The following is a 24,749-nucleotide window of genomic DNA, read 5'->3' on the forward strand; positions in this document are numbered from 1 at the left end:
ACGCCATGGACCGCATGATCTACACCGCCATGACCGGCGCGAGTGCGTCGATGCACCGCCAGCAGGTGCTGGCGAACAACCTGGCCAATGCGTCCACGCCGGGCTTTCGCGCCGAGCTGTCCACGTTTCGCGCGGTGCCGGTGCGCGGCGACGGCGCCAGCACGCGGGTGTTCGCGCTCGAAGCCACCGCCGGCCACTCCGAGACGCCGGGCGCCATCAGCCAGACCGGGCGCGACCTCGACGTGGCCGCGCGCGGCAACGCCTACTTTGCGGTGCAGGGGCTGGACGGCACCGAGGCCTACACCCGCGCCGGCGCGCTGGAGGTCAACACCGAAGGCACGCTGGTGAACGCGCAGGGCCTGCCCATGCTCAGCGACGGCGGCCCGCTGGTGGTGCCGCCCAACGCGACGCTGGGCATCGGCGAAGACGGCAGCGTGACCGCCCGCGTGGGCAACCAGCCGCCCCAGGTGCTGGGCCGGCTCAAGCTGGTCACGCCCGACGCCGACAACCGCCTGCAGCGCGGCGAAGACGGCCTGTTCCGCGGCCCGCAGGGCACGGCGCTGCCCGCCGACGCGCAGGCCCACATGCAGAGCGGCGCGCTCGAAGGCAGCAACGTGAACCCGATCGAGGCCATGGTCGGAATGATCGCCGTGGCGCGCCAGTTCGAAGTGCAGATGCGCATGCTGCAAAACGGCGAGGCCAACGACAAGACCGCCAGCCAGTTGCTGAGCCTGAACGGATGACCCCCTTTCCCCCGACCCGGAGCACACCATGATCAATTCCCTGTGGATTTCCAAGACCGGCATGCAGGCCCAGCAGACGCAGCTGGACGTGATCTCCAACAACATGGCCAACGTGTCCACCAACGGGTTCAAGCGGGCCAACGCGGTGTTCGAGGACCTGATGTACCAGAACCTGCGCCAGGTCGGCGCGGCCGCCACCGAGCAGAACAACCTGCCCACTGGCCTGCAGATCGGCCTGGGCGTGCGCACCGTCGCCACCAGCCGCTCGTTCACCCAGGGCAGCCTGCAGCAGTCGGGCAACCAGCTGGACCTGGCCGTCAACGGCAGCGGCTTCCTGCAGGTCACCATGCCCGACGGCACCACCGGCTACACGCGCGACGGCAGCCTGCAGACCGACTCGCAGGGCCGGCTGGTCACCTCCAGCGGCTTCCCCGTCGCGGGCGACATCACCATCCCGGCCGAAGCGCAGAGCATCACCGTCGGCGCCGACGGCGTGGTCTCCGTGAAGATGCCGGGCAATGCCACGCCGCAGCAGGTGGGCAACATCGAACTCGCCGGCTTCATCAACCCCGCCGGCCTGGAGCCACTGGGCCAGAACATGTACGCCGAGAGCGCGGCCTCGGGCAACCCCGTGACCGGCGCGCCCGGCGCCAACGGCCTGGGCAACCTGATGCAGGGCTACGTGGAAACCTCCAACGTCAATGTGGTGCAGGAGCTGGTGACCATGATCCAGACCCAGCGCGCCTACGAGATGAATTCCAAGGCCATTCAAACCTCCGACCAGATGCTGCAGCGCCTGGGACAGCTCTGACCCACCCCCCGCGCCGCCTGCGGCGTTACCCCCCAGGGGGCGACACCAGCGGCCCGGCAAAGCCGGTTCCGCGGTGTCTCTGGATCAGGCACCTCTGGCCACCGGATCACCGAAACGAAAGTGCTTCATGTTCAAGATCTGTTTTCCTTCCATCGCTCGCCTCATCGCGTTCGGCACGCCCATGCTGCTCACCGCCTGCATGACCAAGCCGGTCGACGTGGTGCCGGTGCGCCCCATCAACTACGCGGCCGCCGCGCCCGCCGCGCCGAGCAACGGCAGCCTGTTCCAGGCCGCGCGTTACCGCCCGGCGTTTGAGGACCCGCGCGCGCGCCTGCCGGGCGACAGCCTCACGATCCAGATCACCGAGAAGGTCAGCGCCAGCCAGTCCTCGTCCTCGTCGATCGACCGTAGCGGCAGCGTCTCGGGTGGTGTCTCGGCCATTCCGGGCATCAAGGCCAAGGAGCTGCTGCGCGACCGCAATTTCGATCTGGGCGGCGAGTCCAGCAACCAGTTCTCGGGCAAGGGCGACAACGAAAACGCCAACAACTTCGCCGGCATCATCACCGTCACGGTGCAGGAAGTCCTGCCCAACGGCCACCTGCTGGTGGCCGGCGAAAAGCAGATCGGCGTGAACAGCAACGTGGACGTGCTGCGCTTCTCCGGCACGGTGGACCCGCGCCACATCCAGCCCGGCAACGTGGTGCCCTCGGCGCAGGTGGCCAACGCCCGCATCGAGTCCAAAGGGCGCGGTCCGGTGGACGAAGCGCTCTCAATTGGCTGGTTGGGACGGTTCTTTTTGAACGTTTTCCCCTTCTGAGCCGGCCTAGCATGCAGGCATGACTTTCCGGTTGCAGGCACCCACCATGAACACCCGCTCCAACACCCGCGCACGGCTCGCCCCCATCGGCCCCCACAGGGCGGCCCTGCGCCGCCTGCTGGCCTGGAGCGCGCTGCTGGTGTTCGGGGTGGTGGCGCTGGGCTGGCCGGCGCCGGCGCAGGCGATCCGCATCAAGGAAATCGCCGCCGTGCAGGGCGTGCGCAGCAACCAACTGACCGGTTTTGGCCTGGTGGTGGGGCTGGACGGCACGGGCGACCAGACCACCCAGATGCCCTACACCGCGCAGGGCCTGAACAACTACCTGCAGCAGCTCGGCCTGACGCTGCCGGCCGACGGCAAGATGCAGCTCAAGAACGTGGCGGCGGTGCTGGTCACGGCCCAGCTGCCCGCGTTTGCCCAGCCCGGGCAGATGATCGACGTGACCGTGTCCTCCGTGGGCAACGCCAAGTCGCTGCGCGGCGGCACCCTCATCACCACCCCGCTCAAGGGCGCCGACGGCGAGATCTACGCGCTGGCCCAGGGCAACCTGCTGGTGGGTGGCGCGGGCGCGGCCGCCGGGGGCAGCAAGGTGCAGATCAACCACCTGAGCGCGGGGCGCATCCCCTCGGGCGCGCAGGTCGAGCGCAGCGTGCCCACGCCGTTCGCGCTGGGCAACACCATCGACCTGGGCCTGAACTCGGCCGACTTCCTGACCGCGCGCCGCGTGGCCGAGGCCGTCAACGCCCGTATGGGCGCGGGCACGGCCAGTGCGGTGGACGGCCGCGTGGTGCGCCTGATCGCACCGGCCAACACCGATGCGCGCGTGAGCTTCCTGGCCGAGGTGGAAGAGCTGCAGCTCGAAGCCACGGTGCCGGCCGCGCGCGTGATCATCAACACCCGCACCGGCTCCATCGTCATGAACCAGGCGGTCACGCTGGGCCCCTGCGCGGTGGCCCACGGCAACCTCTCGGTGAGCATCAGCGCCACGCCGGTGATCAGCCAGCCCAACCCGCTGTCCACCGGCGGCCAGACCGTGGTGACCGAAAAGACCGACATCCAGATCACCCAGGACAACGGCTCCCTGATTGAAATGAACGCCGCGCCCCAGCTCTCCGACCTGGTGCGCATGCTCAACGGCCTGGGTGCCACCCCGCAGGATCTGCTGGCCATTCTTCAAGCGATCAAGGCCGCCGGCGCGATGAACGCCGAGCTGGAAGTCATTTGAACGCCCCCTTTTCGTCCACACAGAGCCTCGCCAGCGATCCTGGCGCGCTCAACGCCCTGCGCTTCAGCGCGGGCCAGACGGGGGACAAGGGCAAGGCGGCGCTCAAGGAAACCGCCAAGCAGTTCGAGGCGCTGTTCATGCGCGAGCTCATCAAGAGCATGCGCGAGGCCACCATGAAGTCCGGCCTGATGGACGGGCAGGGTGGCCAGGGCGATCTGGGCACCGAGCTGCTGGACCAGCAACTCGCCGTGAAGCTCACCGGCATGCCCGGCGGGCTGTCCGAAGCCATCGAGCGCCAGCTCAGCCGCCAGACCGACGCCGCCGCGGCGGCCAAGGCGGGCACCGCTGGGGCGGACAACAGCACCCCCGCCGCGCCGCGCGCGCCCGCCGCCAGCACCGTGAGCCGGGCACCGGCCGGGCAGCGCCAGGCCGGCTTCGTGGCCGAACACAGCCAGGCCGCCGCCAGCGTGGCGCGCGAGTCCGGCATCCCGGCGAGCTTCATGATCGGCCAGGCCGGCCACGAAACCGGCTGGGGCAAGAGCGAGATCCGCCACCGGGACGGCTCGCCCTCGCACAACCTGTTCGGCATCAAGGCCACCTCCGCCTGGAAGGGCAAGGTCGCCGAGGTGGTGACCACCGAATACGTCAACGGCACGCCGCGCAAGACGGTGGCGAAGTTCCGCGCCTACGACTCCTACGCCGAGTCCTTCCGCGACTACGCGCGCCTGATCAGCAAGAGCCCGCGCTACGACCAGGTGATGGACCAGCTCCACTCGGTCCAGGGTTTCGCCAGCGGCCTGCAACGCGCCGGCTACGCCACCGACCCGCAGTACGCGGCCAAGCTCAGCCGCTCCATCAACGTGGCCCTGAGCCTGCAGCGAGCACAAGTATGACCACCCCGTTGCTTGCCCACTTCATGAGTCACTGACATGTCCTCCGCCCTCAACATCGGTGCCAACGCACTGTCCACCAACCTGGCGGCGCTGCAGGTCATTGGCCACAACATCGCCAACGCCAACACCGCCGGCTACTCGCGCCAGACGGTGCACACCCAGAGCGCGGGCTACCAGCAGCTCGGCGGCAACTACTTCGGCAAGGGCGTGGAGCTGGGCACCGTCTCGCGCTCGCACGACGCCTACCTCACGCGCGAGGCGCAGCTGGCCACTTCGGTGGCCGCGGCCGACGCCGAGCGCCTGGCCAAGCTCACCAAGCTCGAATCCCTGTTTCCCACCGGGGCGAACGGGCTGGGCGCGGCCATGAACGACATGCTCAACGCCTGGGCGGACGTGGCCTCCGCGCCGACCAACCCGTCGGCCCGGGTGGTGGTGATCGCGCGCGCCGACGAGCTGGCCGCCCGCCTGCGCGACACCGCCGGCCAGATGGACGCGCTGGCCTATGGCGCGCAGCAGCAGGTGGAAAGCTCGGTGACGGCGGTCAACCGCCTGGCACAGGACATCGCCTCGATCAACCAGCGCATCATCGACACCGCGGGCGCGCGCGGCGAGCCCAACGACCTGCTCGACCAGCGCGACGCGCTGCTCACCGAGCTCAACAAATACGTGCAGACCAGCACCGTGGCGGCCGACGACGGCAGCGTCAGCGTGTTCGTGGCCGGCAGCCAGCCGCTGGTGCTCGGGCGCCAGGCCAACGCCCTGGTCGCCACGCGCGACACCACCGACAACTCGCAGCTGCGCGTCTCGTTCGTGCAAGGCGGCGTCACGCGCGAGCTGCCCCAGACCGCGCTCGGCGGCCAGATCGGCGGCGACCTGGAGTTCCTGAACGAAGACCTGCCCGAGATGCAGAACCTGCTCGGGCGCATGGCGCTGGCGCTCAACACCGAGATCAACGCCCAGCACCGCCTGGGGGTGGACCTGCTGGGCAACGCCGGTGGCGACTTCTTCGTGCCCGCGGCGGACGCCGCCGGCCTGCCCGCGGCCACCAACACCGGCACGGCGCAGATCCACAGCGAGGTCAGCGACCCGACCGCGCTGATGGCGTCGGACTACCGCATCCGGTTCGAGGCCGGCGGGGTGAGCATCCAGCGCCTGTCCGACGGCGTGAGCACCTCGTTCGCCAGCCTGCCCGCTGAGCTCGACGGCCTGAGCTTCGAACTCGACGCGGGCGCCGGTGCCGTGGGCGACAGCTTCCTGGTGCGCCCCTACGTGAACGTGGCGCGCGCCATGACCCTGGCCATCGGCTCGCCCGACCGCCTGGCCGCGGCCAGCCCGGTGGCCGTGACGCCGGGCACAGCCAACGCCGGTGGCCTGAGCATCGAGAGCCTGTACGCCACCGACGCCTCGGCCAACCTCACCGACCCGGTGAACATCACCTTCCTGGCCGACGGCAGCTTCACCGCCACCGGCCTGGGCCCGGGCAACCCGCCGCCCGACAACGCCGGCCCGCCCGCGAGCTACAATTACACACCGGGCCAGCCGATCCAGTTCAACGGCTGGAGCCTCACGCTGCGCGGCAGCCCGAGCGCGGGCGACAGCTTCGACATCGCCGCCGCCCCGGCCGGCAGCACCCAGCAGAACGCCGGCAACGCCAAGGCCGTGCTGGCCCTGCGCGACCAGGCCACCTTCGAAGGCGTGGCGCTGGCCGACGGCTACACCAGCGTCTTGTCCCACCTCGGCACCCAGGTGCAGGGGGCGAAGTTCTCGTCCAGTTTTTCCGGCCAGCTGGCCACCAGCACCGAGAGTGCGCGCGCCGCGGTCTCGGGCGTCAACCTCGACGAAGAGGCGGCGCGGCTGCTGCAGTTCCAGCAGGCCTACCAGGCCTCGGCCAAGTTCCTGCAGATCGCGCAGAGCAGTTTCGACACGCTGCTGCAGACCGTGGGCCGCTGAGCGAACGCCACCGAAGGAAGCCCGCCATGAGAGTCGCCACCGCCAACAGCTACGACAACACGATCGCCGCCCTGAACAAGCGCCAGGCCGAGCTGTCCACCCTGCAGGAACACATCTCCACCGGCAAGCGGGTGCAGCGCGCCAGCGACGACCCGGTGGCCGCCGTGCTCTCCGAAAGCGCGCAGAACCGCCTCGCGCGCGCAGGCGCCGACCAGCGCTCGCTCGAAGCCTCGCGCAGCAGCCTGACCCAGGCCGAGAGCGCGCTGGGCGAGGCCGGCGAGCTGATCCAGGACGTGCGCGACCTGCTGGTGGCGGCCGGCAACGGCGGCTACGGCAGCAACGAATACAAGGACCTGGCGCAGCAGATCGAAGGCCTGCGCGAGCGCCTGCTCGGCGTGGTCAACCAGAAGGACAGCTTTGGCCGCACCCTCTTTGGCGGCCTGGGTGGCTCGTCCACGCCTTTTGTCGAGCTCTACGGCCCCAGCGGCTCCGGCGTGGTGCGCTTCGACGGCCAGCGCGGCCAGGAAGCCACCGGCATCAACAGCCTGCCGCAGACCCTGGACGGCAACGCCATCTGGATGCGCGTGCCCGAAGGCAACGGCACCTTCCGGCTCGACCTGCCGACCGGCAACACCGGTGGCGTGCGCACCGACATGGGCCAGGTGACCGACCCGGGCGCGCTCACCGGCAACGACTACAGCATCGGCTTTGCCGAGGTGGCCGGCGTGATGCAGTACACCGTGACCAACACCACCACCGCCACGCCGGTGGCCGGCCAGGTCGGCGTGCCCTACACCGCCGGCAGCGCCATCGAGTTCGACGGCATGTCCTTCGTGATGCAGGGCCAGCCCGACAGCGGCGACTCGGTGGAGCTGCGCCCGGTGACGGCGCCGACCGATCTGTTCCAGGTGATGCAGAACGCGGTGGACGCCCTGCGCGGCGCCAGCACCGGCCAGACCGCCCAGCTCACGCAGGCGATCGGCCGCTCGCTCACCGAGCTCGACGCCGGGCACGACCGCGTGCTGCTGGCGCGCGCCCAGGCCGGCGAATGGCTCAACCGCGGCGAGGCGGTCGATGGCCAGCTGTCCGACCGCATGGTGGCGCACGAGAGCGAAAAATCGCGTCTCGAAGACCTGGACATGATCAAGGGCATTTCGGACTTCCAGAATCAGCAGGTGGGGCTGCAGGCCGCGCTGCAGTCTTACGCCCAGGTGCAACGCTTGTCCCTGTTCCAGTACCTGGGGTGACGCGGACGGTCGCCGTCATGAGACACCATGAGCCAGACCATTCTTGACAGCATCGCACTGGGCTACCAGCCCGTGTGGAACCGGCGCCGCCAGCTGGCCGCGGTGCGCCTGCGCGTACTCACGCAGCACGCCGAAGCTGTCGACGGGTCCCACCTGCTGCGCCTGCTGGGCGGGGGCTGGCCGGTGGCCGCACCCACGCTCATCCTCGCCATCTCGTCCCCGGTGCTGTTGCAGCAGGCGCTGACCAGCGAGCCCGTGCCCAACACCTGGGTCGAAGTGCCTGGCGCGCTGTTCGAGAGCACCGACGGCATGGCGCATCTGGCCATGGCGGTGCGCCGCGGGCACCGCCTGCTGCGCCACGCCGACCTGGCGGCGGTGCGCGGTGAGGCGGCCGCGCCGCTGGACGTGTGCAGCCTCTTGCGTCTGAGCGCCCAGGAGGTGTTTGAAACCCTGCGCCTGCGGCCCGCCGAACCCGGCGCCGTGCCGGCGCGGCCCAGCCCCATCCTGCCGGGCCAGCTGTACGAAGGCGTATGCAACCGCGCGCTGGCCGAGCACTGCCTGGACGAAGCCGGCGCCTGGGGCATCCTGGGCTGGCCCGACGACGACGTGCTGCACGCCTACCGGCACCAGCCCCTGGGCTGCGACGCCAGCGTGATCGGGCAGATCCGCCAGGCCATCGGGCTGGACAGCTCGCTCGACCTGATCGAGCGCCTGGTGCGGCAAGACCCGGTGCTGGTCTACCGCCTGCTGCAGCTCGTCAACTCCGCCGCCTACGGCCTGCGCCACGAGATCGAGTCGGTGCGCCACGCCCTCATGATGCTGGGCTTCACCGCGCTCAGCCGCTGGCTCGCCGACCAGCTGGCCGGCAGCACCAACGACCCCGCGCTGCACCCGGTGCGCTATGCCCAGGTGATGCACTCGCGCCTGGCACAGCACCTGCTGGAATCGGGCTCCACCGAAAACCTGCGCGCCGAGGTCTACACCACTGCGCTGTTCTCGCAGCTCGACGTGCTGCTGCACCTGCCCATGGCCGATCTGCTCAACCGGCTTCCCATGTCGGGGCGGGTGACGAGCGCCCTGCTGCGCCAGGAAGGCCCGTACCACGTCTTCCTGGACGTGGCGCGCGCCCAGGCCGACGTGGAGCACCTGCACCGCCTGCCCGAAGTCTGCGAGCGCCACGAGATGAGCCTGGAGCACGCCAACCGCTCGCTCATCCGCATGCTCACCACCAGCCGCGACCAGGGCGCGTAGCCCCAGCGCAAGCCGCAGCCGCGCTACCATCGCGCGATGCAAAACCAGCCCCCCCACCACACCAGCGCACTCGTCCTGTTCTCGGGCGGCCAGGACTCCACCACCTGCCTGGCCCAGGCCCTCTCGCGCTACCCGCGCGTCGAAACCCTGGGCTTCGACTACGGCCAGCGCCACAGCGTCGAGCTGCAGGCCCGCACCGTCGTGCTGCGCGAACTGCGCGAGCGCTTTCCCGCCTGGGGCGAGCGCCTGGGCGAAGACCACGTGCTCGACCTCGCCGTGCTCGGCAAAGTGAGTGAAACCTCGCTCACGCGCGACATGGCCTTCCGCATGGAAGCCAGCGGCCTGCCCAATACCTTCGTGCCCGGGCGCAACCTGCTGTTCTTGACGCTCGCCGCCGCGCTCGCCTACCGCCGCGGCATCCAGGTCATCGTCACCGGCGTCTGCGAAACCGACTTCAGCGGCTACCCCGACTGCCGCGACGACACCATGAAAGCCCTGCAGGTTGCGCTCAGCCTCGGCATGGACCACCGCTTCCTGATCGACACCCCGCTCATGTGGATCGACAAAGCCGCCACCTGGCGCCTGGCCGAAGAACTGGGCCAGGCCTCGGGCGTGCCCGGAGGCGGGCAGGCGCTGGTCAACCTGATCGTGGAACACACCCACACCTGCTACCTCGGCGACCGCGAGCACCGGCAGGACTGGGGCTATGGCTGCGGGAGCTGCCCGGCTTGTGAGCTGCGGGCGCGGGGGTGGGCGGGGTATCGCTACCCCCGTTGAGGTGGACTCATCCTGCATCAACGAGGTTTCGTTCGAGACCCTGTCTCGAACGCCCTGGCGGTACGCCCTTCTCGGTCTTTAGATACTGTTTCCCCAACGATCGATCTGATCGACGGTCTCGGTCAGAGTCCGCGCCATTGTCTGAATGCTTTCGGGTCAAAAAATGGCCTTGCAAATGCGAAAACATATACTGTTGGGTCAGTCGGACAGCATAAATAAGCCAGGGAAAACACGTGAAAACTGAGAAGCAGAGTGCGGCGGCCATTGCGTCTGGTCAGCCGAAAGCCGCCGGGATGGCGGCACATTCTTCGGCGTCCCATCAGGCACCGAGCTCGCCACACCCACCACCCCCTTCAATGAGTCGACGGGGCGCCATCGTCGCCGGATCTGCTTCGCTGGTCACCACCCTGGGTGCATGGGGCATGCTCAGCGCGGCATTGCCGACCCCCTCGCGCTTTTCCAACATTGCGACATCTTCATCCGCGCAGCCGTCCATTGCGGAGAATCCGTCGGGAGCCACCTACACCCTGGTGCCCATGTCGCCAGAAGAATATGCGGCGTTCCGCCCGACGTTGACAGCGGGGCTCGCGAGCACCAATCAGGAACCATCCAGTCGTTGCCCAGAGGCGATCGCTCGTCTCACACTGATTTCGACCCCTCAGAGTCAAGGCCAGGTTCGCATCACGTCCGGTACGTACACGTCCCGCTGGTACTCGCTGGCAAAGGGGCCCATGGCATTCATCATCCCGTTTCCTGCCCCCTACGAAACAGGCAAAGGCGTGTTGGTGGTGGAGGGCAATGCAGAGCATGGTGTTTTGTCGTTGTCGCCGGGTATGGAGCTGAATTTCCCGTCAACGACAACCGTCAACATCCCGGTGGTCTGGAATATCAACCCAAACTGCAGGTGATCGGTCATGAATGCATCCTCTATTCGCTTCTACATTCCTCTACTTCTGATCACCGTATTCGGCGTTTTCCTGACGGTCTGGATCACCACCCCGGAAAAGGCCCCTTGGGTCGGCATGGCATACAGCGAGACCGTCACCAAAATCGCTGTTGCACTGCTCCTTTTCTCCGTTGCGCTGCTCCTGACATACGCCTCGGCCCGTCTGGCGATTCGGGGCACCACCTATGAGTCGAACGGCGTATGGCGCAGTTTTGTGGCTCCACCCGCGTTCGAATCTTCTGAGTCCCCGAACAAGCCCATCGAGCAAATCGAGTCCATGGTCGGGCTCAACTCGGTCAAACGCGAGATCAATTCACTCCTCTCACGCCTTCAGATCGAACAGCAGCGCCGTTTGCAGAACATGAGCGTCACGGCGACGAGCCAGCACATGGTGTTCACAGGTCCCCCGGGTGTCGGTAAAACCGAGATCGCACGCCAGTTGGGCGCCGTGTACAGAACGCTGGGCGTGCTAGAGAGTGGACACCTGGTGGAAGTGGATCGTTCAGACCTGGTGGCCGGGTATGTCGGTCAGACCGCTGAACGCACCCTGGCCATCTGCAAGCGTGCGCTCGATGGTGTGCTGTTCATCGATGAGGCCTATTCCCTGGCTGACGGAAGCGCCGATGGCGGCGGATTTGGCAAAGAAGCCATTGAGGTTCTGCTCAAGTTCATGGAAGACCACCGCTCACGGATCATCGTGATCGTCGCGGGCTATCCCAATGAAATGAGGCGTTTCGTCTCCAGCAATCCTGGCTTGGCCAGCCGGTTCGCAAAGACCATCGACTTTCCGGCATACCGACCATCGGAGCTCTTCGCCATCTTCCAGCGCATTGCCCGGGAGCGCCAGTATGAGCTTCCCGATGCAGGACTGGAGCGTCTGCTCAAGCCGTGGTTTGCCGACCGCATGAAGTCAGCCGAATGGGGCAATGCCCGATCCATCCGCAACCTGTTCGAGCGGGTCTGTGAAGAGCAGGCCAACCGCCTGGCCACGTCTGCGGAGTTCGGCCACACCATTCAACACATCTCCCTGGACGACATTGAGTCGGCCATCGCGAAGCTGTAGGACGACATCAAATGAACGCCACGGACATCCGAACAAGCTTTGCAGCGTATCTCGGTCTGCAGGTGCTGGCGTTGCTGGCGTTGCTGGCAGGGTTTCACTTTGCCGCCAGTCACCCATGGAGCACGCTTCTTGCATCGGGCAACCTCTTTAGGTTGTCCTTGCTTCTGATCATTGGTGCCATCGGAACATATATCGCGTTGAAGCTCAGTGCGACCATCGACGCTCGACGTGCCATGCGTGCAGGGAGCACTGTTCGCCCCATCCTCATCACCTCCGATGAAGAGGTGGAGCCTGAGCGCCTGGACCCTGTACAAGCCTGTCTGAATCGCCTGGACAGCATGACCGGGTTGCAAGCGGTAAAGGATGAGGTCCGAGGTTTGGTCGCGCGCATACAGGTGGAACAGCGCCGCGCCGAAGCAGGACTCAGTGTCACTGCGATGAGCCAGCACATGGTGTTCTCGGGTGCGCCCGGTGTCGGCAAGACCGAAGTGGCCCGGATCCTGGGCGACATCTTCAAGGCACTGAAGGTGGTCCGGAAGGGCCATGTGGTCGAGGTGGATCGCGCCGCGCTCGTGGCCGGGTACGTCGGACAGACCGCCATCAAAACACTGGAAAAGTGCAAGGAAGCCCTTGACGGTGTTCTTTTCATCGATGAAGCCTACACATTGGCAGGCGATGCACAAGGGGGCCAGGGCTTTGGTCAGGAGTCGATCGACACCCTTCTCAAGTTCATGGAGGACAACCGCAGCCGGATCGTTGTGATCGCCGCCGGATACCCCCGTGAAATGGCAACATTCATCAATTCAAATCCTGGACTGGCCAGCCGGTTCACCAAGCAATTGCACTTCGCCAACTATGCGGAAGATGAATTGCTCGACATCTTCGCCAACATGGCGGCGGCACAGCAGTTCACGCTCCCGGGTCACTACAAGAACATCGTCCGTCCCTGGTTGTCTGTTCGTGCGAATGACAGAGCCTGGGCCAATGCACGCGAGATGCGGACTTTGCTGGAGCGGGCGCGTGAAGAGCATGCTCTTCGCATTGCGTCGACCCTCAGTGAAAGCCTCACCGAACTCAACGAAGCAGACCTGATTGCAGCGCTTGGGCGCTCGAGGTAACACCGATGAATGCCATCCTCAAAGCACATTCCAGCGCCTGGCTGGACTCAAAGACCTATCGGCTGGCCTGGTTGATGGGGCCTTTGGCGGTCGCCATACTCGTTTTCGGATCCGGGTTCTGGATTACTCCAAGCAATAACCTTCGGGTCCTGCCAGTGCCCTTGTCGTATACCGACGAGGAAGGGGGGAAAATTGACGCTGGCTTGAAGGCAAATGATCCTGTCACGCTACAGGCTCTTCGCGCTGCTGCTGCTGATGATGATCTGCGTGCGCTCAACTACATGGGGCTGCTGTACGACCCAACATCCGCGCGTCTTGGTGGAGTACCGCCGAATTTTGATGTTGCACTCACTTACTTTGAGAAAGCGGCGGCCCTTGGAAGCGTCAACGCCTTGGTGAACGCGGGAAAGATGCTCAGCAGCAGCCACAAACCAGACGAGGCCTGCAGCTACTTTCAAAAAGCCTTCAAAGCTGATGCCAGTCGCGGCGACGCCATGGCAGAAGCGGGATATTGCATGGCGACCGAGAATGGAGTTGTCGCAGCCGAGAAGGCCAAAGGGATTGGGCTGATGGAGTCTGCCGGGGCAGCCGGAACTGTCCGCGCCTATGCCCTTCTGGGCATTACATACATGATTCAGACGCCGCCCGACGTCAAGCAAGCCATCAGCAACTTCGAAAAGGCTGTCGCAGGCAATATTGATGACTTCGGCTACTCACACAATGAATTGGGCTCCATCTACCTTCATGGGGCATCAGGGGTTCCTCAGGATTATAAAAAGGCCATCGATCATTTTCAGAAAGGATATGAACAGGGTTCGGAAAAAAGTGCGGCCGACTTGTCGTTCGTTTATTCCACAGGCACCTATGGTGCACCTATCGATTATAAAAAAGCGGTCGAGTACGCGGGTTTTGCGGCTAAGGCAGGTAATTCGATTGGACATTACAACCTCTACATTTTTTATTTGAATGGACGGGGGGTGCGAAAAAATTACAACGTGGCGGCAAATCACTTGCTTAACGCCATAGCCTTGGGTTACAAAAATGCTTTGGAGGGCGCAAAAAATGATACCTATCCGATTGAATTCATTCGCGCCCTTCAATCTAGGTTGGCAAGAGCGGTTTTATTTAATGGGGCCATCAACGGTCAAGGAAGCGCTCAATTGATTCAAAGTTTGGAGTCGGTGTTCGACAGCAAGAGAGTGTTCGAGTAGGTGTGGGTTGATGTGGCCCTGAGTGATTCGGGTGGTCCACCAGAGCCGTGGTGCTCGGGTGGCTACAAGGTGAGCGTGCTGACATCCAATCAAGCCACCAATTCAACGTGATGCCTCTTTCCCGCCGTGAATTCCTCCTCGCGGGCGCCAGCGCCCCATTGCTGGCTGCCTGCGCGACCGACCTGACGCGCTACAGCGGCGAGCCGCTTCCTGCCCTGGCCACCCGGCTCGGCGTCTGCGCGGCGAGCCATGTCACGCTGAAAGCCGGCCGGCCCGGCGCTCCGGTGCTGGTGTCGGGCTGCACGTCGGCAAGTCCGTTGCCTTCCGACCCGGTGTTCCAGGCGGCGTCGCTTACCAAACCCGTGATCGCTTTCGCGGCCCTGAAGCTGGTTCGCGATGGGCAGCTTGATCTGCGGGCCTCGGTCTCGCGTTACCTGCCCGAGGGCTACGTCCACCGTCAGAAGCCGTTCAACAGCGCGAACGACAACCCTGTCGATCATGTGCCCGCGAGCACGCTGGCGCGCATCCCGCTGGGCACCTTGCTCAACCACAGCTCCGGTTTGCCGAACTGGACGCGCGGCCCCCTGTCTCCCGAGTTCGAGCCGGGCGAACGCTGGCAGTATTCCGGTGAGGGTTATATGTTGCTGCAGGCCGTCATCAGCGCCGTGACGGGGCAGGACATCGAGTCGGTCGTGGTACAGCGTGTGTTTGATCCGCTCGGCATGCGGCATTCCCGCCTGCGGCTGACGGACGACATCCGCGCACAGGTGCTGGACGGCACTTCGTGGCTGGGCGGGCGGGTGCGGTTTGACCTGCGCGAACCCAACGCGGCGGCGTCGCTCTACACCACGGCTGCGGATTACGCGCGCCTGCTGGCGGCCTGGCTGGCGGACCCCGCCTTGCTGGCGTTGACGCTGGCCCATCCCATGCCCGCCAAGCCGGCACTGGGGCTGGCCTGGGGCCAGGGCTGGGGCATCGAGACCGCGGCCGGCGGCCCCTACCTCTGGCAATGGGGCAACAACCCGGGGTTCCGGGCCTTTGCCATGGTTTCGGTCGCTTCCCGCAACGGGTTTGTCTTGTTGACCAACAGCGAGCGCGGCATGCCTCTGGCCGCTTCGCTGGCCCACGCCACCGTTCCGGCCGAACACGGTGTGTTTCGCTTCGATGCGCTGGGGTGAGCAAGTCACCCTGCCACGCGGGTGGTCGACCCGCACGCTTGTCATGCCCCCTTCACGGACCCGACGGATGATCCGTCGGTCGGGCGCACGCCGCCGACGTCACATCTCAACACACACCATTCGTTCATCCCACCGGAGGGGAATCCCCATGTCGTTCTTGCCCCGCATTCTGGGTCTGGCCGTGCTCGGCCTGGCCGCCGCGTCGGCGCTGGCCCAGTCGCCGTCCGCCACCCAAAGCCGTTCGTCCCATGGCGGCGTCGAGCGTCCGAGCCATGTCCAGCTGGGCCCGCGCCCGTTCTTTCTGGTCGATGGCATGGCCGATGGCCCGCTCAAGCGCGAGTTGCAGCAGTGCGCGCGGCGCGGTGATTTCAAGCCGCGCGACTTTTCCATCGGTCACCGCGGTGCACCCATGCAGTTCCCCGAGCACACACGCGAGTCCTACGTGGCGGCCGCGCGCATGGGCGCGGGCATCCTCGAATGCGACGTGACCTTCACCAAGGACAAGGAACTGGTCTGCCGCCACGCGCAGAACGACCTGCACACGACGACCAACATCCTGGTCACGCCGCTGGCGGCCAAGTGCACCCAGCCTTTCGTGCCCGCCGTGCTGGACGCCGATGGCAAGGTGGTGACGCCGGCCAAGGCCGAATGCCGCACCAGCGACATCACGCTGGCAGAGTTCAAGACCCTGCGCGGCAAGATGGACGCTTCCAACCCGGCCGCGCGCACGCCCGAGCAGTACCTGGGCGGCACGGCCAACTGGCGCACCGACCTGTACTCGGGCCCGAGCAGCGGCACGCTGCTGACGCACGCCGAAAGCATCGAGCTGTTCAAGCAGCTGGGCGTGAAGATGACGCCCGAACTCAAGAGCACCAGCGTGACCATGCCATTCGACGGCTTCACGCAGCAGGCCTACGCGCAGAAGATGCTGGACGAGTACAAGCGGGCCCAGGTGGCGCCGCGCAACGTGTTCGCCCAGTCGTTCAACATCGACGACCTGCTGTACTGGGTGAAGAACGAGCCGGCGTTTGGCCAGCAGGCGGTCTACCTGGACGACGCCGACTCGCCCAAAGACCTGCCCGACCTCGCCACGCTCAAGGGGTACAAGGCGCAGGGCATCCACATCTGGGCGCCGCCGATGTTTGCGCTGCTGACCGCGGAGGGCGGCAAGATCGTGGCCTCACAGGCGGCGAAGGATGCCAAGGCGGCGGGCCTGGGGCTGATCACCTGGACGCTGGAGCGCTCGGGCGTGCTGGCCGATGGCAACAACGGGTGGTACTACCAGACCTTCGACAGCGCCGTGAAGGACGAAGGCGACATGCTCACCGCCCTGCACGTGCTGGCCAAGGACGTGGGCGTGATGGGCGTGTTCTCCGACTGGCCCGCCACCACCACCTTTTACGCCAACTGCATGAACCTGCGTTGAGGCGAGGCTTCGTGAGGACTCGGCCAGTAGGTGATGGTTTCATGGGCATTTACGCGACTGCCGGTGGCTGAACGGCCCTGGCCGTCGCCGCCACTTTCTGAACGTGCTGGACGAAGAATTCGAGGAAGGTGCGTGTGCGCAGCGGCAGAAACCGCCTGCTGGGCATGGTGGCAACGAGCTTCAATCCGTCAGCGCTGACCCATGGTGCGAGCACGCGACGCAGTTGTCCGCCATGCGGACGGGCGGTCAATGCAAGCTCGGGCAGAAAGGTGAGACCAGCGCCAGCCAACACGGCTTGGTACGTCGTCTCGTCGTCATTCGACATCACGGACCAGACAGGCGCGACTTCGATGCGGCGATCACCCCCGGCAGGGTTGGTGAGGGCGATCGCGTGCAGACGGGTGCCAGGGGTGTGCAGACGCACCATGCGATGCCGGGACAGATCCTCCGGTGCCTCGGGAACACCATGGACCTGGAGGTACTGCACTGAGCCGCAGAGGACATAGTTCATGTCGAGCACGGGGCGGACGACGGCGTCGGCATCCAGGTGATCGTCCTGTCTCACGATAGTCAGATCGAACTGGTGCAATTCCTGCACCGGACGATCGGAGGTGTGGATCTCGACTTGCACCGCGGGATACCGCCTCTGAAAATCGGCCACGCAGGGGGCCAGCAGATTCACGGCCACCAGCGAGGTTGTGGCGACGCGCAAGTTGCCCGAAATCTCACTCGAATGCGCCCGAACCTGGTCTTCGGCCTCCTCGATTTCCGACAGGATCAGACGCAGCCGCGACAGGTAGCCCTCCCCCGCCTGGGTGAGCGACATCTTTCGCGTCGTGCGATGCAGCAGTCGAACGGCCAGCGATTGCTCGAGGTCCTGGACTTGACGGGTGACAACCGCCGGTGCGAGGTCCATCTTGCGTGCGGCAGCGGCAAAGCCGCCTTCGTCTACGACACACTGAAAAACGCGCATCGATTGAAGGTGGTCCATGGTGATGTCCTTGGCAACTTGAAATCTCGGAGATCTGTGGCGCCGTGGCCGCACTGAGTGCGGCCACGGCTGCAGCTCAAAGAGCCTCCAGCGCGAGCGCGATCCCCTGGCCGCCCCCGATGCACAGGGTCACCACGCCCCGCTTCAACCCGTCGCGTCGCATCGAATGCAGCAGACGCGTGGTCAGCACGGCACCCGTGGCACCGATGGCGTGGCCGTGGGCGATCGAACCACCCTCGACATTGACGATGTCCTCCGGCAGGTCGAGTTCACGCAGGCAGGCCAACGTGATCGCGGCGAAGGCCTCGTTGATCTCGATGCGCTCCACGTCCGTGTGTTTCCAGTTGGCGCGCGCCAGCGCCAGCTTGACGGCCGGCACCGGGCCAATGCCGAACATGCCGGGCTCGACCGCCGCGACGCCATGAGCGACCAGGCGCGCCCAGGGTTGCAGGCCATGCCGTTCCGCAAACGCGCGCTCGGCCACGAGCATTGCCGAGGCGCCGCTGTTGAGCCCGGGCGCATTGCCGGCGGTGATGGTGCCGTCCTTGCGAAACGCGGGCTTGAGCTTGGCAAGCGCTTCCAGCGTGGTGTCGGGGCGGTTGGCTTCATCCCTGGAAAAGCTCACGGGACCTTTTCGGCCGATTGTTTCGACCGCGACGATCTCGTCGTCGAACTTGCCGGCAGCCTGTGCGGCACTGAAACGCTGTTGCGACCGCGCGGCCCAGCGGTCCTGGTCCTCGCGCGTGATGCTGTACCGGCTGACAAGATCCTCGGTGTGCCACCCCGAATGCTGGCCGCTGAAGGCGTCGTGAAGGCCATCGCGCAGCAGGCTGTCGAGCATCTGCGCGTCCCCCATGCGTTGGCCCCAGCGCGTACCCGGCAGCAGATAGGGCGCCTGGTCCATGTTCTCCATGCCGCCAGCGATCGCGACCTGGGCGTATCCGGCCGCGATTTCGAGTGCTGCGGTCGCGATCGCCTGTGCCCCGGAGCCGCAGACCCGATTCACCGTCATGGCGGGCACCTGCACCGGGAGCCCGGCGCCGACAGAAGCCTGGCGCGCCGGGTTCATTCTGGCGCCAGCCTGGATGACCTGACCCATCACGACCGTGTCCACCGCATCGGCGGCGAGGTTGGAGCGTCGAAGGGCCTCGCGGATCACGGCCGCGCCCAGGTCGGGCGCGGGGGTGTCTTTGAGCGCACCGCCGAAGGCGCTGATCGGCGTGCGGACTGGGTTGCAGAGAACGATGTCGGGCGTGGTCATGTTTACTCCTTGAAATGTGTACCTGTGGGATCGGAGACGGCGTCAAAAGCGGGCGGATGCAGGCAAGCGTTCACCGGGGGGTGCCGCCATTCGAGTTGATGGAGCAGACGCATTGCAATATGGCCAGCCAGGGCGCGCTGGTCGTCGAGTGCCTGCTCTTCCCGGCCGACGACGAGTTGCGCACTCAAAAAGAGCAGCTGCGTCTGTTGTGCGGCCAGTCGCTCTCGCAGACCATCGGCCAACATCCACTCCGCAAAAGGGCGCGAAGATATGGGCGCCGTGTTTCCCAGAGCTTGTTCGGCGTGCAACACGGACAGAACGTTGACCACTGCGCCTCCGCCGTTGGCCCTCAGCACGGGGGCAAATGCGTCGATCAATTTCACGGTGCGGCCGACGGTTGGCGTTCGCCGGCTGTATTCCCCGGCGACCAAACAGTTGACGAGAAGGGTCACGTCGGTCAGTTCCCGGGCAAGCTCACCGACGCGCCCTGTTCGTGCAATCTCCACGACAGGGTTTGCGGTGCCAGATGGCAGACTCCCGCCGTGGTCGGCACACGTTTCTGCGTACACCTTGGCCGCATCCCGCGCGATCAGGCCGCGCACGATGGCCGCGCCAATGGCACTGTCGGCACCCACAACCAGTGCAACAGATCCAGCGAGCATCATGTTGGTGCCATGTGGGTGACGCATCGCAAATGGGGCCGCCGTGCTTTCAGGCGAGTCCAAACGTCTTGCGCAGACCTTTCTCAACCGGGCCAGCGGGCATGAATCTGCGCAGCTTGGCCAGCAGAGACGCTTCGCCCTTGGGCGTGTGGCGCATCTTCCACGGTCCCAAAGCGGCTGCGACCATCGTGGCGGCGACGCCCTCGGGCTGGGGCGCTTTTTGGACATTGTTCTGGATGGCCTGGGAAACGATGCCGAGCTCCTTGCTGTAGTCGGAGATCCTGGCGACGGTCTGGGGTGCGTTGAGGTCCAGGTTGGTTTTGGTGAACGAGGGTTCGACCAATGCCACGCGGATGCCGAACTGGCGCACCTCGTGGTCCAGGGTTTCGGACAGTCCTTCGACGGCGTGCTTGGACGCCGAATAGAGCGCCATGTACGGCGCGGGCAGAAAACCCAGCACCGAGCTGACGTTGACGATGCGGCCGGAACGCTGCTGGCGCATGTGTGGCAGCACCGCCTTGATCACGCGCAAAAGGCCGAAGACGTTGGTGTCGAACAGCGTCTGGGCTTCGGCGATCGATGTTTCTTCTGCCGCGCCCAGCAGGGTTCCGCCCGCGCTGTTGACCAGCACGTCGATGCGTTTGGCTTGCGCGATGATGGTCAGGATGCCGCGCTCAATGGACGCGTCGTCGCGGATGTCCATCTCAATGAGCGCAACGCCCGGTATGGCTTGCGCTTTGGCCGTGTTGCGCACGGTGCCGAAGACCCGGCAACCTTGTTTGGCAAACTTCATGGCGGCGGCGCGCCCGATGCCCGATGACACGCCGGTGACGACGACAACTTTGGAATTCGACATGGCAGTTCCTTTTTGTGGGAGTGATTGGGAGTTGGGGGGATCAGCTTTGTGAAGGGGCTGGCCTGATCCTGAACCAGATGGAATACATGGCCGGCAGGAACACGAGCGTCAGGATCGTCCCGGCGAAGGTGCCGCCGATCAGCGTGTAGGCCAGCGTTCCCCAGAACACCGAATGGGTCAGCGGGATGAAGGCCAGGATCGCCGCCAGTGCGGTCAGGATCACCGGACGCGCGCGCTGCACAGTGGCCTCGACCAGCGCACGGTAGGGATCCAGCCCGGCTTCTTCGTTTTCACGGATCTGCCCGATCAGGATCAGCGTGTTGCGCATCAGGATGCCCGACAAGGCGATCAGGCCGACCAGCGCATTGATACCGAAAGGTTGCTGGAACAGCAGCAGGGTTGGTACCACGCCGATCAGCCCCAGCGGACTGGTCAGGAAGACCATCACCATTCCGGCGATCGAGCGCACCTGCAGGATGATGATGAGCAGGGTGATGGCCAGCATGATGGGGAAGATCGGCAGCATGGCGAGCGTTGCCTTGCCCGATTCTTCGATGGAGCCGGCCTCTGCGAGGTGGTAGCCGCTCGGCAGCTTGTCCACGATGGGTTGGAGCTGCTGGGTGATGGCCGTCGACACGTCCGGCGGCTGCAAGCCTTCGGCGATGTCGCCACGGATGGTGATCGTCGGCACACGGTCGCGCCGGCGCATGACCGGTTCTTCCATGCGCACCTCGACCTGGCCCACCTGCGACAGCGGGATGCGCTGCCCGTTGGCCCCCGCCAGCGTGAAGTCGCCGATCTTGGCCGGGTCGAGCCGGTTGTTGCCTGCCGAGCGCGCGACCACCTGCACCGTGCGGATGTCCTCGCGCACGGCGGTGACCGGAATGCCGCTGAGCAGGAATTGCAACTGTTGCGCCACGGCGCTGGAGCTCAGCCCCACGGCCTGCAGCCGGTCCTGCTGCAAGGTGAAATGCAGGGTGGGTGTGCGCGTGCCCCAGTCGGTGTTGACCGTGCGCATCAGTGGGCTGGCGTCCATGACCTGTTGCACGTCAGCCGCGATTTGGCGCAACTTGTCGGGATCGGGGCCCGAGACCCGGTAGGCCACGGGGTAGGGCGAATAGGGGCCAAACACCAGTTGGGTGACGCGCAAACGTGCCTCGGGGGCCAGGCCGTCGGCGATGGCTTGGCGCAGCCGGTGTTTCAGCGCCTCGCGCTCGTCCTGGTTGTCCGTGCGCACCACGATCTTGGCGAACGACGGATCGGGCAGTTCCGGCCCCATCGAGAAATAGAAGCGTGGCGCGCCCTGGCCCACGTAGGCGGTGACGATCCTGGCTTCCTCTTGCTGGGCCAGCCAGGCTTCCACCTTCTGTGCAGCGGCGCTGGTCTGGGTGATCGCCGTGCCATAGGGCATCTGCACCTCGACCAACACTTCAGGCCGGTCGGAGATCGGGAAGAACTGTTTCTTGACCACCGCCATGCCGAGCACCGACACCACGAACAGGCCGATCACCGTGCTGGCGACGATCCACTTGCGGGCAATGACGCGCCCCAGCAACTGGCGGAAGCGGTTGTAGCGTGGCGTGTTGTAGAGCGCGGTGGCGAGTGCGGTGTGGCTGCTGTGGGTCTTCCGGATGTCGGGCAGCAGTTTGACGCCCAGGTAGGGGGTGAACACCACGGCGACCACCCACGAGGCGATGAGCGCGATGCCGACGATCCAGAACATGTTGCTGGTGTACTCGCCCGCGGTGGACCGGGCGAAGCCATTGGGCATGAAGCCAACGGCCGTGACCAGCGTGCCCGACAACATGGGTGCCGCGGTATGGCTCCAGGCATAGGCCGAAGCGGCCACGCGGTTGTAGCCCTCTTCCATCCTCACCACCATCATCTCGATGGCGATGATCGCGTCGTCCACCAGCAAACCCAGCGCGAGGATCAGCGACCCCAGCGTGATGCGGTCGAAATTCTTGCCGGTCGCGAGCATCACCGCGAAGACGACGGCCAGCGTCAGTGGCACGGCCGCCGCAACCACGACCCCGACACGCCAGCCCATGCTCACGAAGCTCACCAGCATGACCACCAGCACGGCGGCGAAGAACTTGACCATGAACTCATCGACCGCCGAGCTGATGTTGACGGCCTGGTCGGTGACTTTGGCCAGACTCATGCCCAGCGGCTGCTCGGTGTTGATCGCGGTCACCTCGCTGTCCAGCGCCTGGCCCAGGTCGAGCCCGTTCCAGCCGTCGCGCATGACGATGCCCAGCAGCAGGGCGGGTTCGCCGCCGTTGCGGATCATGAACGTCGCCGGATCTTCGTAACCCCGCTTCACCGTGGCGATGTCCGACAGTTTCAGCGTGCGCCCCTGCGCCATCACGGGCGTGTTGCGGATCTTCTGCAGCTCGTCAAAGGCGCCGTCCAGGCGGATGAACACTTCGGGCCCTTTGGTCTCGACGGAGCCGGCCGGTGTCAAGGCGTTCTGGCTGCCCAACGCGGCGAACACCTCCTGCGGGCTGACGCCCAAGGTGGCCAGGCGCTCGTGCGAAAACTCGACGTAGATGCGCTCCGACTGTTCGCCAACGATGTTGACCTTCTTCACGCCGGGCACGTGCAGCAGGCGCTGGCGCAGCGTTTCCGCGTCGCGGACGAGCTCGCGCTGCGGCACGCCCTTGGCCTTGAGGGCGTACAAGGCGAAAGTCACATCGGAATACTCGTCGTTGACAAACGGCCCCATCACGCCGGGCGGCAGGTTGCGCACTTCGTCGCCGACCTTTTTGCGGGCCTGGTAGAACTCGTCCTGCACTTCCGATGGCGGGGTGCTGTCCAGCAAGGTCAACGTGGTGAACGCCAAGCCAGGACGGGTGTAGGTCTCGCTGCGGTCGTACCAGCGCAGCTCCTGCAGGCGCTTTTCGATCTTCTCGGCGACCTGGTCCTGCATCTCCTGCGCGGTCGCGCCGGGCCAGGCCGTGATGATCGTCATCACCTTGATCGTGAATGAGGGGTCCTCCGCCCGCCCCAGCTTGAAGAAGGACATGACCCCGCCGATCGAGATCAAGATGATCAGGAACAGCGTGATGGCGCGCTCGCGTACCGCGAGCGCCGACAGGTTGAAACGGCTTTCGCTCACGGGTGCACTCCCTGGGCCACGGGGGTGGTGGCAAGACCCGCCACCCGGACCTGCTCGCCTTCGCGCAGCAGATGTGCGCCGAGCGCGACGATCCGGTCGCCCCGCTGGATCTGCCCCGCGACGCGTGCGCCATCGTCATCGAGGTGCTGGACCGCGACCGGTCGCCAGGACACCTTGGCCGGCTCGCCATGGATGACCCACACCCCCGGCCCCTTGCCCGCGTCGAACACGGAGCCGATCGGTACCTGCACGTCTGCCTGGCCAAAGGAATGGCCGTCCGGGATCTGGATCACCACCGTGGCACCCAGCGGGGCGCTGGACAGTTCGCCTTCCAGCACGTACCGCGCCTCGAAAGTGCGGGTGAGCCGATCCGCCGCATTCGAGAGCTGCCGCAGCCGGGCCGGAACGACCACGCCGTCTTTGCCGAACAGCGTGGCCTGTCCTTCCGATCCGATGGCCGGGCGCAGGGTTTCCGGCAACTGGAGAACCGCCTCGCGACGGCCGGCGTGGGCCAGGCGCACCACCGGTTGCCCCGCGTTGACGACCTGGCCGGGTTCGGCCAGCGTTTCCATGACGACGCCGTCGGCGTCGGCAAGCAATTCCGCGTATCGGCTCGCATTGCGGGCAACGTCAGCCTGGGCCTCGGCTGCGCTGAGCTGGGCTTTGGCTGCGTCTGCCGCGGCCTTGATCTGGTCGTAGGCCGACGCCGATATCGCACCGGTTCCGCGCAGGTCGCGGTAGCGGGCTTCATCCTCCGCCGTCTGCTGCGCGCGTGCCCGTGCGGCGGCAACCGCCTCCTGTTGTGCATGCGCTGCCAGCTTCAGATCGACGGGGTCGATGCGCATGAGCGGCTGGCCGCGTTTGACGGTTTGCCCGGCGTCCACCAGCCGCTCCAGAACCTTGCCGGTGACCCGAAAACCCAGGTCGCTCTGCACCCGGGCGGCAATGGTTCCCGTGAACGAACGTGAGGAAGCGGCTGCTCCCTCGACGGTGGCGGCGCGCACGAGGGGCACCTCGGTACGTGGATCGGTGGTTGGCGCCTTTTCGCCGCATGCGATCAACGCAAACGGCAGTGCGCAAAAGGTTGTAAATGAAGTGAGGTAACGCCGGCGCATGGAAGTCCCACTGACAAAGTGAATAGGACCTCCATTGTGAAACTAGTGACTAAAATAGTCAATAGTCACATCTCACATTCTTTTTTT

Annotated in this window: 21 protein-coding genes; 15 read left to right on the forward strand and 6 right to left on the reverse strand. The window is 65.7% G+C overall.

From position 1 onward, the window contains the following. Positions 1-5 precede the first annotated feature (5 nt). The 15 genes from flgF to AC07YZ_RS14500 all read left to right on the forward strand — a co-directional run bounded on the left by flgF (position 6) and on the right by AC07YZ_RS14500 (position 16,656). Positions 6-743, forward strand: a complete 738-nt coding sequence (gene flgF / locus AC07YZ_RS14430) for a flagellar basal-body rod protein FlgF (RefSeq protein WP_494795229.1) — start codon at positions 6-8, stop codon at positions 741-743. 28 nt (positions 744-771) lie between these two features. Further along, positions 772-1,554: a flagellar basal-body rod protein FlgG gene (gene flgG, locus AC07YZ_RS14435; protein ID WP_226494355.1), complete on the forward strand. Its 783-nt coding sequence runs from the start codon at positions 772-774 to the stop codon at positions 1,552-1,554. A 127-nt stretch (positions 1,555-1,681) separates the two neighbouring features. After that, positions 1,682-2,371, forward strand: coding sequence for a flagellar basal body L-ring protein FlgH (locus tag AC07YZ_RS14440; protein ID WP_494795230.1), 690 nt, complete (start codon positions 1,682-1,684; stop codon positions 2,369-2,371). A 46-nt stretch (positions 2,372-2,417) separates the two neighbouring features. After that, the gene (locus AC07YZ_RS14445; RefSeq protein WP_494795231.1) at positions 2,418-3,596 is read left to right on the forward strand and encodes a flagellar basal body P-ring protein FlgI; all 1,179 of its coding nucleotides are present in this window, start codon (positions 2,418-2,420) and stop codon (positions 3,594-3,596) included. Then, positions 3,593-4,489, forward strand: a complete 897-nt coding sequence (gene flgJ, locus AC07YZ_RS14450) for a flagellar assembly peptidoglycan hydrolase FlgJ (RefSeq protein ID WP_494795232.1) — start codon at positions 3,593-3,595, stop codon at positions 4,487-4,489. The genes AC07YZ_RS14445 and flgJ overlap by 4 nt, the downstream gene beginning before the upstream one ends. A gap of 36 nt (positions 4,490-4,525) precedes the next feature. Then, positions 4,526-6,439 carry a flagellar hook-associated protein FlgK gene (gene flgK, locus AC07YZ_RS14455; RefSeq protein WP_494795233.1) on the forward strand — a complete coding sequence of 638 codons (1,914 nt, stop codon included), beginning with the start codon at positions 4,526-4,528 and terminating at the stop codon, positions 6,437-6,439. 26 nt (positions 6,440-6,465) lie between these two features. Continuing rightward, the gene (flgL, locus tag AC07YZ_RS14460; protein ID WP_494795234.1) at positions 6,466-7,686 is read left to right on the forward strand and encodes a flagellar hook-associated protein FlgL; all 1,221 of its coding nucleotides are present in this window, start codon (positions 6,466-6,468) and stop codon (positions 7,684-7,686) included. Positions 7,687-7,713: 27 nt separating this feature from the next. Beyond that, positions 7,714-8,937: an HDOD domain-containing protein gene (locus AC07YZ_RS14465; protein ID WP_494795235.1), complete on the forward strand. Its 1,224-nt coding sequence runs from the start codon at positions 7,714-7,716 to the stop codon at positions 8,935-8,937. A gap of 36 nt (positions 8,938-8,973) precedes the next feature. Beyond that, a complete protein-coding gene (gene queC / locus AC07YZ_RS14470) occupies positions 8,974-9,714 on the forward strand; it encodes a 7-cyano-7-deazaguanine synthase QueC (protein ID WP_494795236.1) in 741 nt (246 codons plus the stop codon). Between the two features lie 233 nt (positions 9,715-9,947). Next, on the forward strand, positions 9,948-10,622 hold the full coding sequence (locus tag AC07YZ_RS14475; RefSeq protein WP_226494347.1) for a hypothetical protein: 675 nt from the start codon (positions 9,948-9,950) through the stop codon (positions 10,620-10,622). Between the two features lie 6 nt (positions 10,623-10,628). Continuing rightward, a complete protein-coding gene (locus AC07YZ_RS14480) occupies positions 10,629-11,723 on the forward strand; it encodes an AAA family ATPase (RefSeq protein ID WP_226494346.1) in 1,095 nt (364 codons plus the stop codon). 11 nt (positions 11,724-11,734) lie between these two features. After that, positions 11,735-12,841 carry an AAA family ATPase gene (locus AC07YZ_RS14485; protein WP_494795237.1) on the forward strand — a complete coding sequence of 369 codons (1,107 nt, stop codon included), beginning with the start codon at positions 11,735-11,737 and terminating at the stop codon, positions 12,839-12,841. Between the two features lie 5 nt (positions 12,842-12,846). After that, entirely contained in the window at positions 12,847-14,052 is a 1,206-nt protein-coding gene (locus tag AC07YZ_RS14490; protein WP_494795238.1) for a tetratricopeptide repeat protein, read from the forward strand. 110 nt (positions 14,053-14,162) lie between these two features. Next, a complete protein-coding gene (locus AC07YZ_RS14495) occupies positions 14,163-15,230 on the forward strand; it encodes a serine hydrolase domain-containing protein (RefSeq protein ID WP_494795239.1) in 1,068 nt (355 codons plus the stop codon). A gap of 148 nt (positions 15,231-15,378) precedes the next feature. After that, positions 15,379-16,656, forward strand: a complete 1,278-nt coding sequence (locus AC07YZ_RS14500) for a glycerophosphodiester phosphodiesterase family protein (protein ID WP_494795240.1) — start codon at positions 15,379-15,381, stop codon at positions 16,654-16,656. A gap of 49 nt (positions 16,657-16,705) precedes the next feature. On the opposite strand, the gene AC07YZ_RS14505 is transcribed toward AC07YZ_RS14500, so the two are convergent. The 6 genes from AC07YZ_RS14505 to AC07YZ_RS14530 form a co-directional block, all read right to left on the reverse strand. Then, entirely contained in the window at positions 16,706-17,647 is a 942-nt protein-coding gene (locus AC07YZ_RS14505; protein ID WP_494795241.1) for a LysR family transcriptional regulator, read from the reverse strand. A 76-nt stretch (positions 17,648-17,723) separates the two neighbouring features. Further along, positions 17,724-18,908 (reverse strand): acetyl-CoA C-acetyltransferase, encoded by a 1,185-nt coding sequence (locus AC07YZ_RS14510; RefSeq protein WP_494795242.1) that lies wholly within the window; start codon positions 18,906-18,908, stop codon positions 17,724-17,726. A 2-nt stretch (positions 18,909-18,910) separates the two neighbouring features. Further along, positions 18,911-19,573, reverse strand: coding sequence for a Rossmann-fold NAD(P)-binding domain-containing protein (locus AC07YZ_RS14515; protein ID WP_494795243.1), 663 nt, complete (start codon positions 19,571-19,573; stop codon positions 18,911-18,913). A 46-nt stretch (positions 19,574-19,619) separates the two neighbouring features. Continuing rightward, positions 19,620-20,426: an oxidoreductase gene (locus AC07YZ_RS14520; protein WP_494795244.1), complete on the reverse strand. Its 807-nt coding sequence runs from the start codon at positions 20,424-20,426 to the stop codon at positions 19,620-19,622. Positions 20,427-20,466: 40 nt separating this feature from the next. Beyond that, complete coding sequence (locus AC07YZ_RS14525) at positions 20,467-23,547, reverse strand: efflux RND transporter permease subunit (protein ID WP_494795245.1); 3,081 nt, start codon at positions 23,545-23,547, stop codon at positions 20,467-20,469. Beyond that, positions 23,544-24,662 (reverse strand): efflux RND transporter periplasmic adaptor subunit, encoded by a 1,119-nt coding sequence (locus AC07YZ_RS14530; protein WP_494795246.1) that lies wholly within the window; start codon positions 24,660-24,662, stop codon positions 23,544-23,546. The genes AC07YZ_RS14525 and AC07YZ_RS14530 overlap by 4 nt, the downstream gene beginning before the upstream one ends. Positions 24,663-24,749 lie beyond the last annotated feature (87 nt).

It is taken from the genome of Hydrogenophaga sp. GW101-3F08 (genome assembly GCF_059424585.1).

Excerpts from the sequence above, each read along its gene's own strand:
- AC07YZ_RS14480 (WP_226494346.1), top strand. The coding sequence starts at position 10,629 with ATGAATGCATCCTCTATTCGCTTCTACATTCCTCTACTTCTGATCACC.
- flgF (WP_494795229.1), top strand. The coding sequence starts at position 6 with ATGGACCGCATGATCTACACCGCCATGACCGGCGCGAGTGCGTCGATG.
- AC07YZ_RS14520 (WP_494795244.1), bottom strand. The coding sequence starts at position 20,426 with ATGTCGAATTCCAAAGTTGTCGTCGTCACCGGCGTGTCATCGGGCATC.
- queC (WP_494795236.1), top strand. The coding sequence starts at position 8,974 with ATGCAAAACCAGCCCCCCCACCACACCAGCGCACTCGTCCTGTTCTCG.
- AC07YZ_RS14530 (WP_494795246.1), bottom strand. The coding sequence starts at position 24,662 with ATGCGCCGGCGTTACCTCACTTCATTTACAACCTTTTGCGCACTGCCG.
- AC07YZ_RS14510 (WP_494795242.1), bottom strand. The coding sequence starts at position 18,908 with ATGACCACGCCCGACATCGTTCTCTGCAACCCAGTCCGCACGCCGATC.
- flgK (WP_494795233.1), top strand. The coding sequence starts at position 4,526 with ATGTCCTCCGCCCTCAACATCGGTGCCAACGCACTGTCCACCAACCTG.
- AC07YZ_RS14495 (WP_494795239.1), top strand. The coding sequence starts at position 14,163 with ATGCCTCTTTCCCGCCGTGAATTCCTCCTCGCGGGCGCCAGCGCCCCA.
- AC07YZ_RS14515 (WP_494795243.1), bottom strand. The coding sequence starts at position 19,573 with ATGATGCTCGCTGGATCTGTTGCACTGGTTGTGGGTGCCGACAGTGCC.
- AC07YZ_RS14440 (WP_494795230.1), top strand. The coding sequence starts at position 1,682 with ATGTTCAAGATCTGTTTTCCTTCCATCGCTCGCCTCATCGCGTTCGGC.
- flgL (WP_494795234.1), top strand. The coding sequence starts at position 6,466 with ATGAGAGTCGCCACCGCCAACAGCTACGACAACACGATCGCCGCCCTG.
- AC07YZ_RS14505 (WP_494795241.1), bottom strand. The coding sequence starts at position 17,647 with ATGGACCACCTTCAATCGATGCGCGTTTTTCAGTGTGTCGTAGACGAA.
- AC07YZ_RS14500 (WP_494795240.1), top strand. The coding sequence starts at position 15,379 with ATGTCGTTCTTGCCCCGCATTCTGGGTCTGGCCGTGCTCGGCCTGGCC.
- flgG (WP_226494355.1), top strand. The coding sequence starts at position 772 with ATGATCAATTCCCTGTGGATTTCCAAGACCGGCATGCAGGCCCAGCAG.
- AC07YZ_RS14445 (WP_494795231.1), top strand. The coding sequence starts at position 2,418 with ATGAACACCCGCTCCAACACCCGCGCACGGCTCGCCCCCATCGGCCCC.
- AC07YZ_RS14490 (WP_494795238.1), top strand. The coding sequence starts at position 12,847 with ATGAATGCCATCCTCAAAGCACATTCCAGCGCCTGGCTGGACTCAAAG.
- AC07YZ_RS14485 (WP_494795237.1), top strand. The coding sequence starts at position 11,735 with ATGAACGCCACGGACATCCGAACAAGCTTTGCAGCGTATCTCGGTCTG.
- AC07YZ_RS14465 (WP_494795235.1), top strand. The coding sequence starts at position 7,714 with ATGAGCCAGACCATTCTTGACAGCATCGCACTGGGCTACCAGCCCGTG.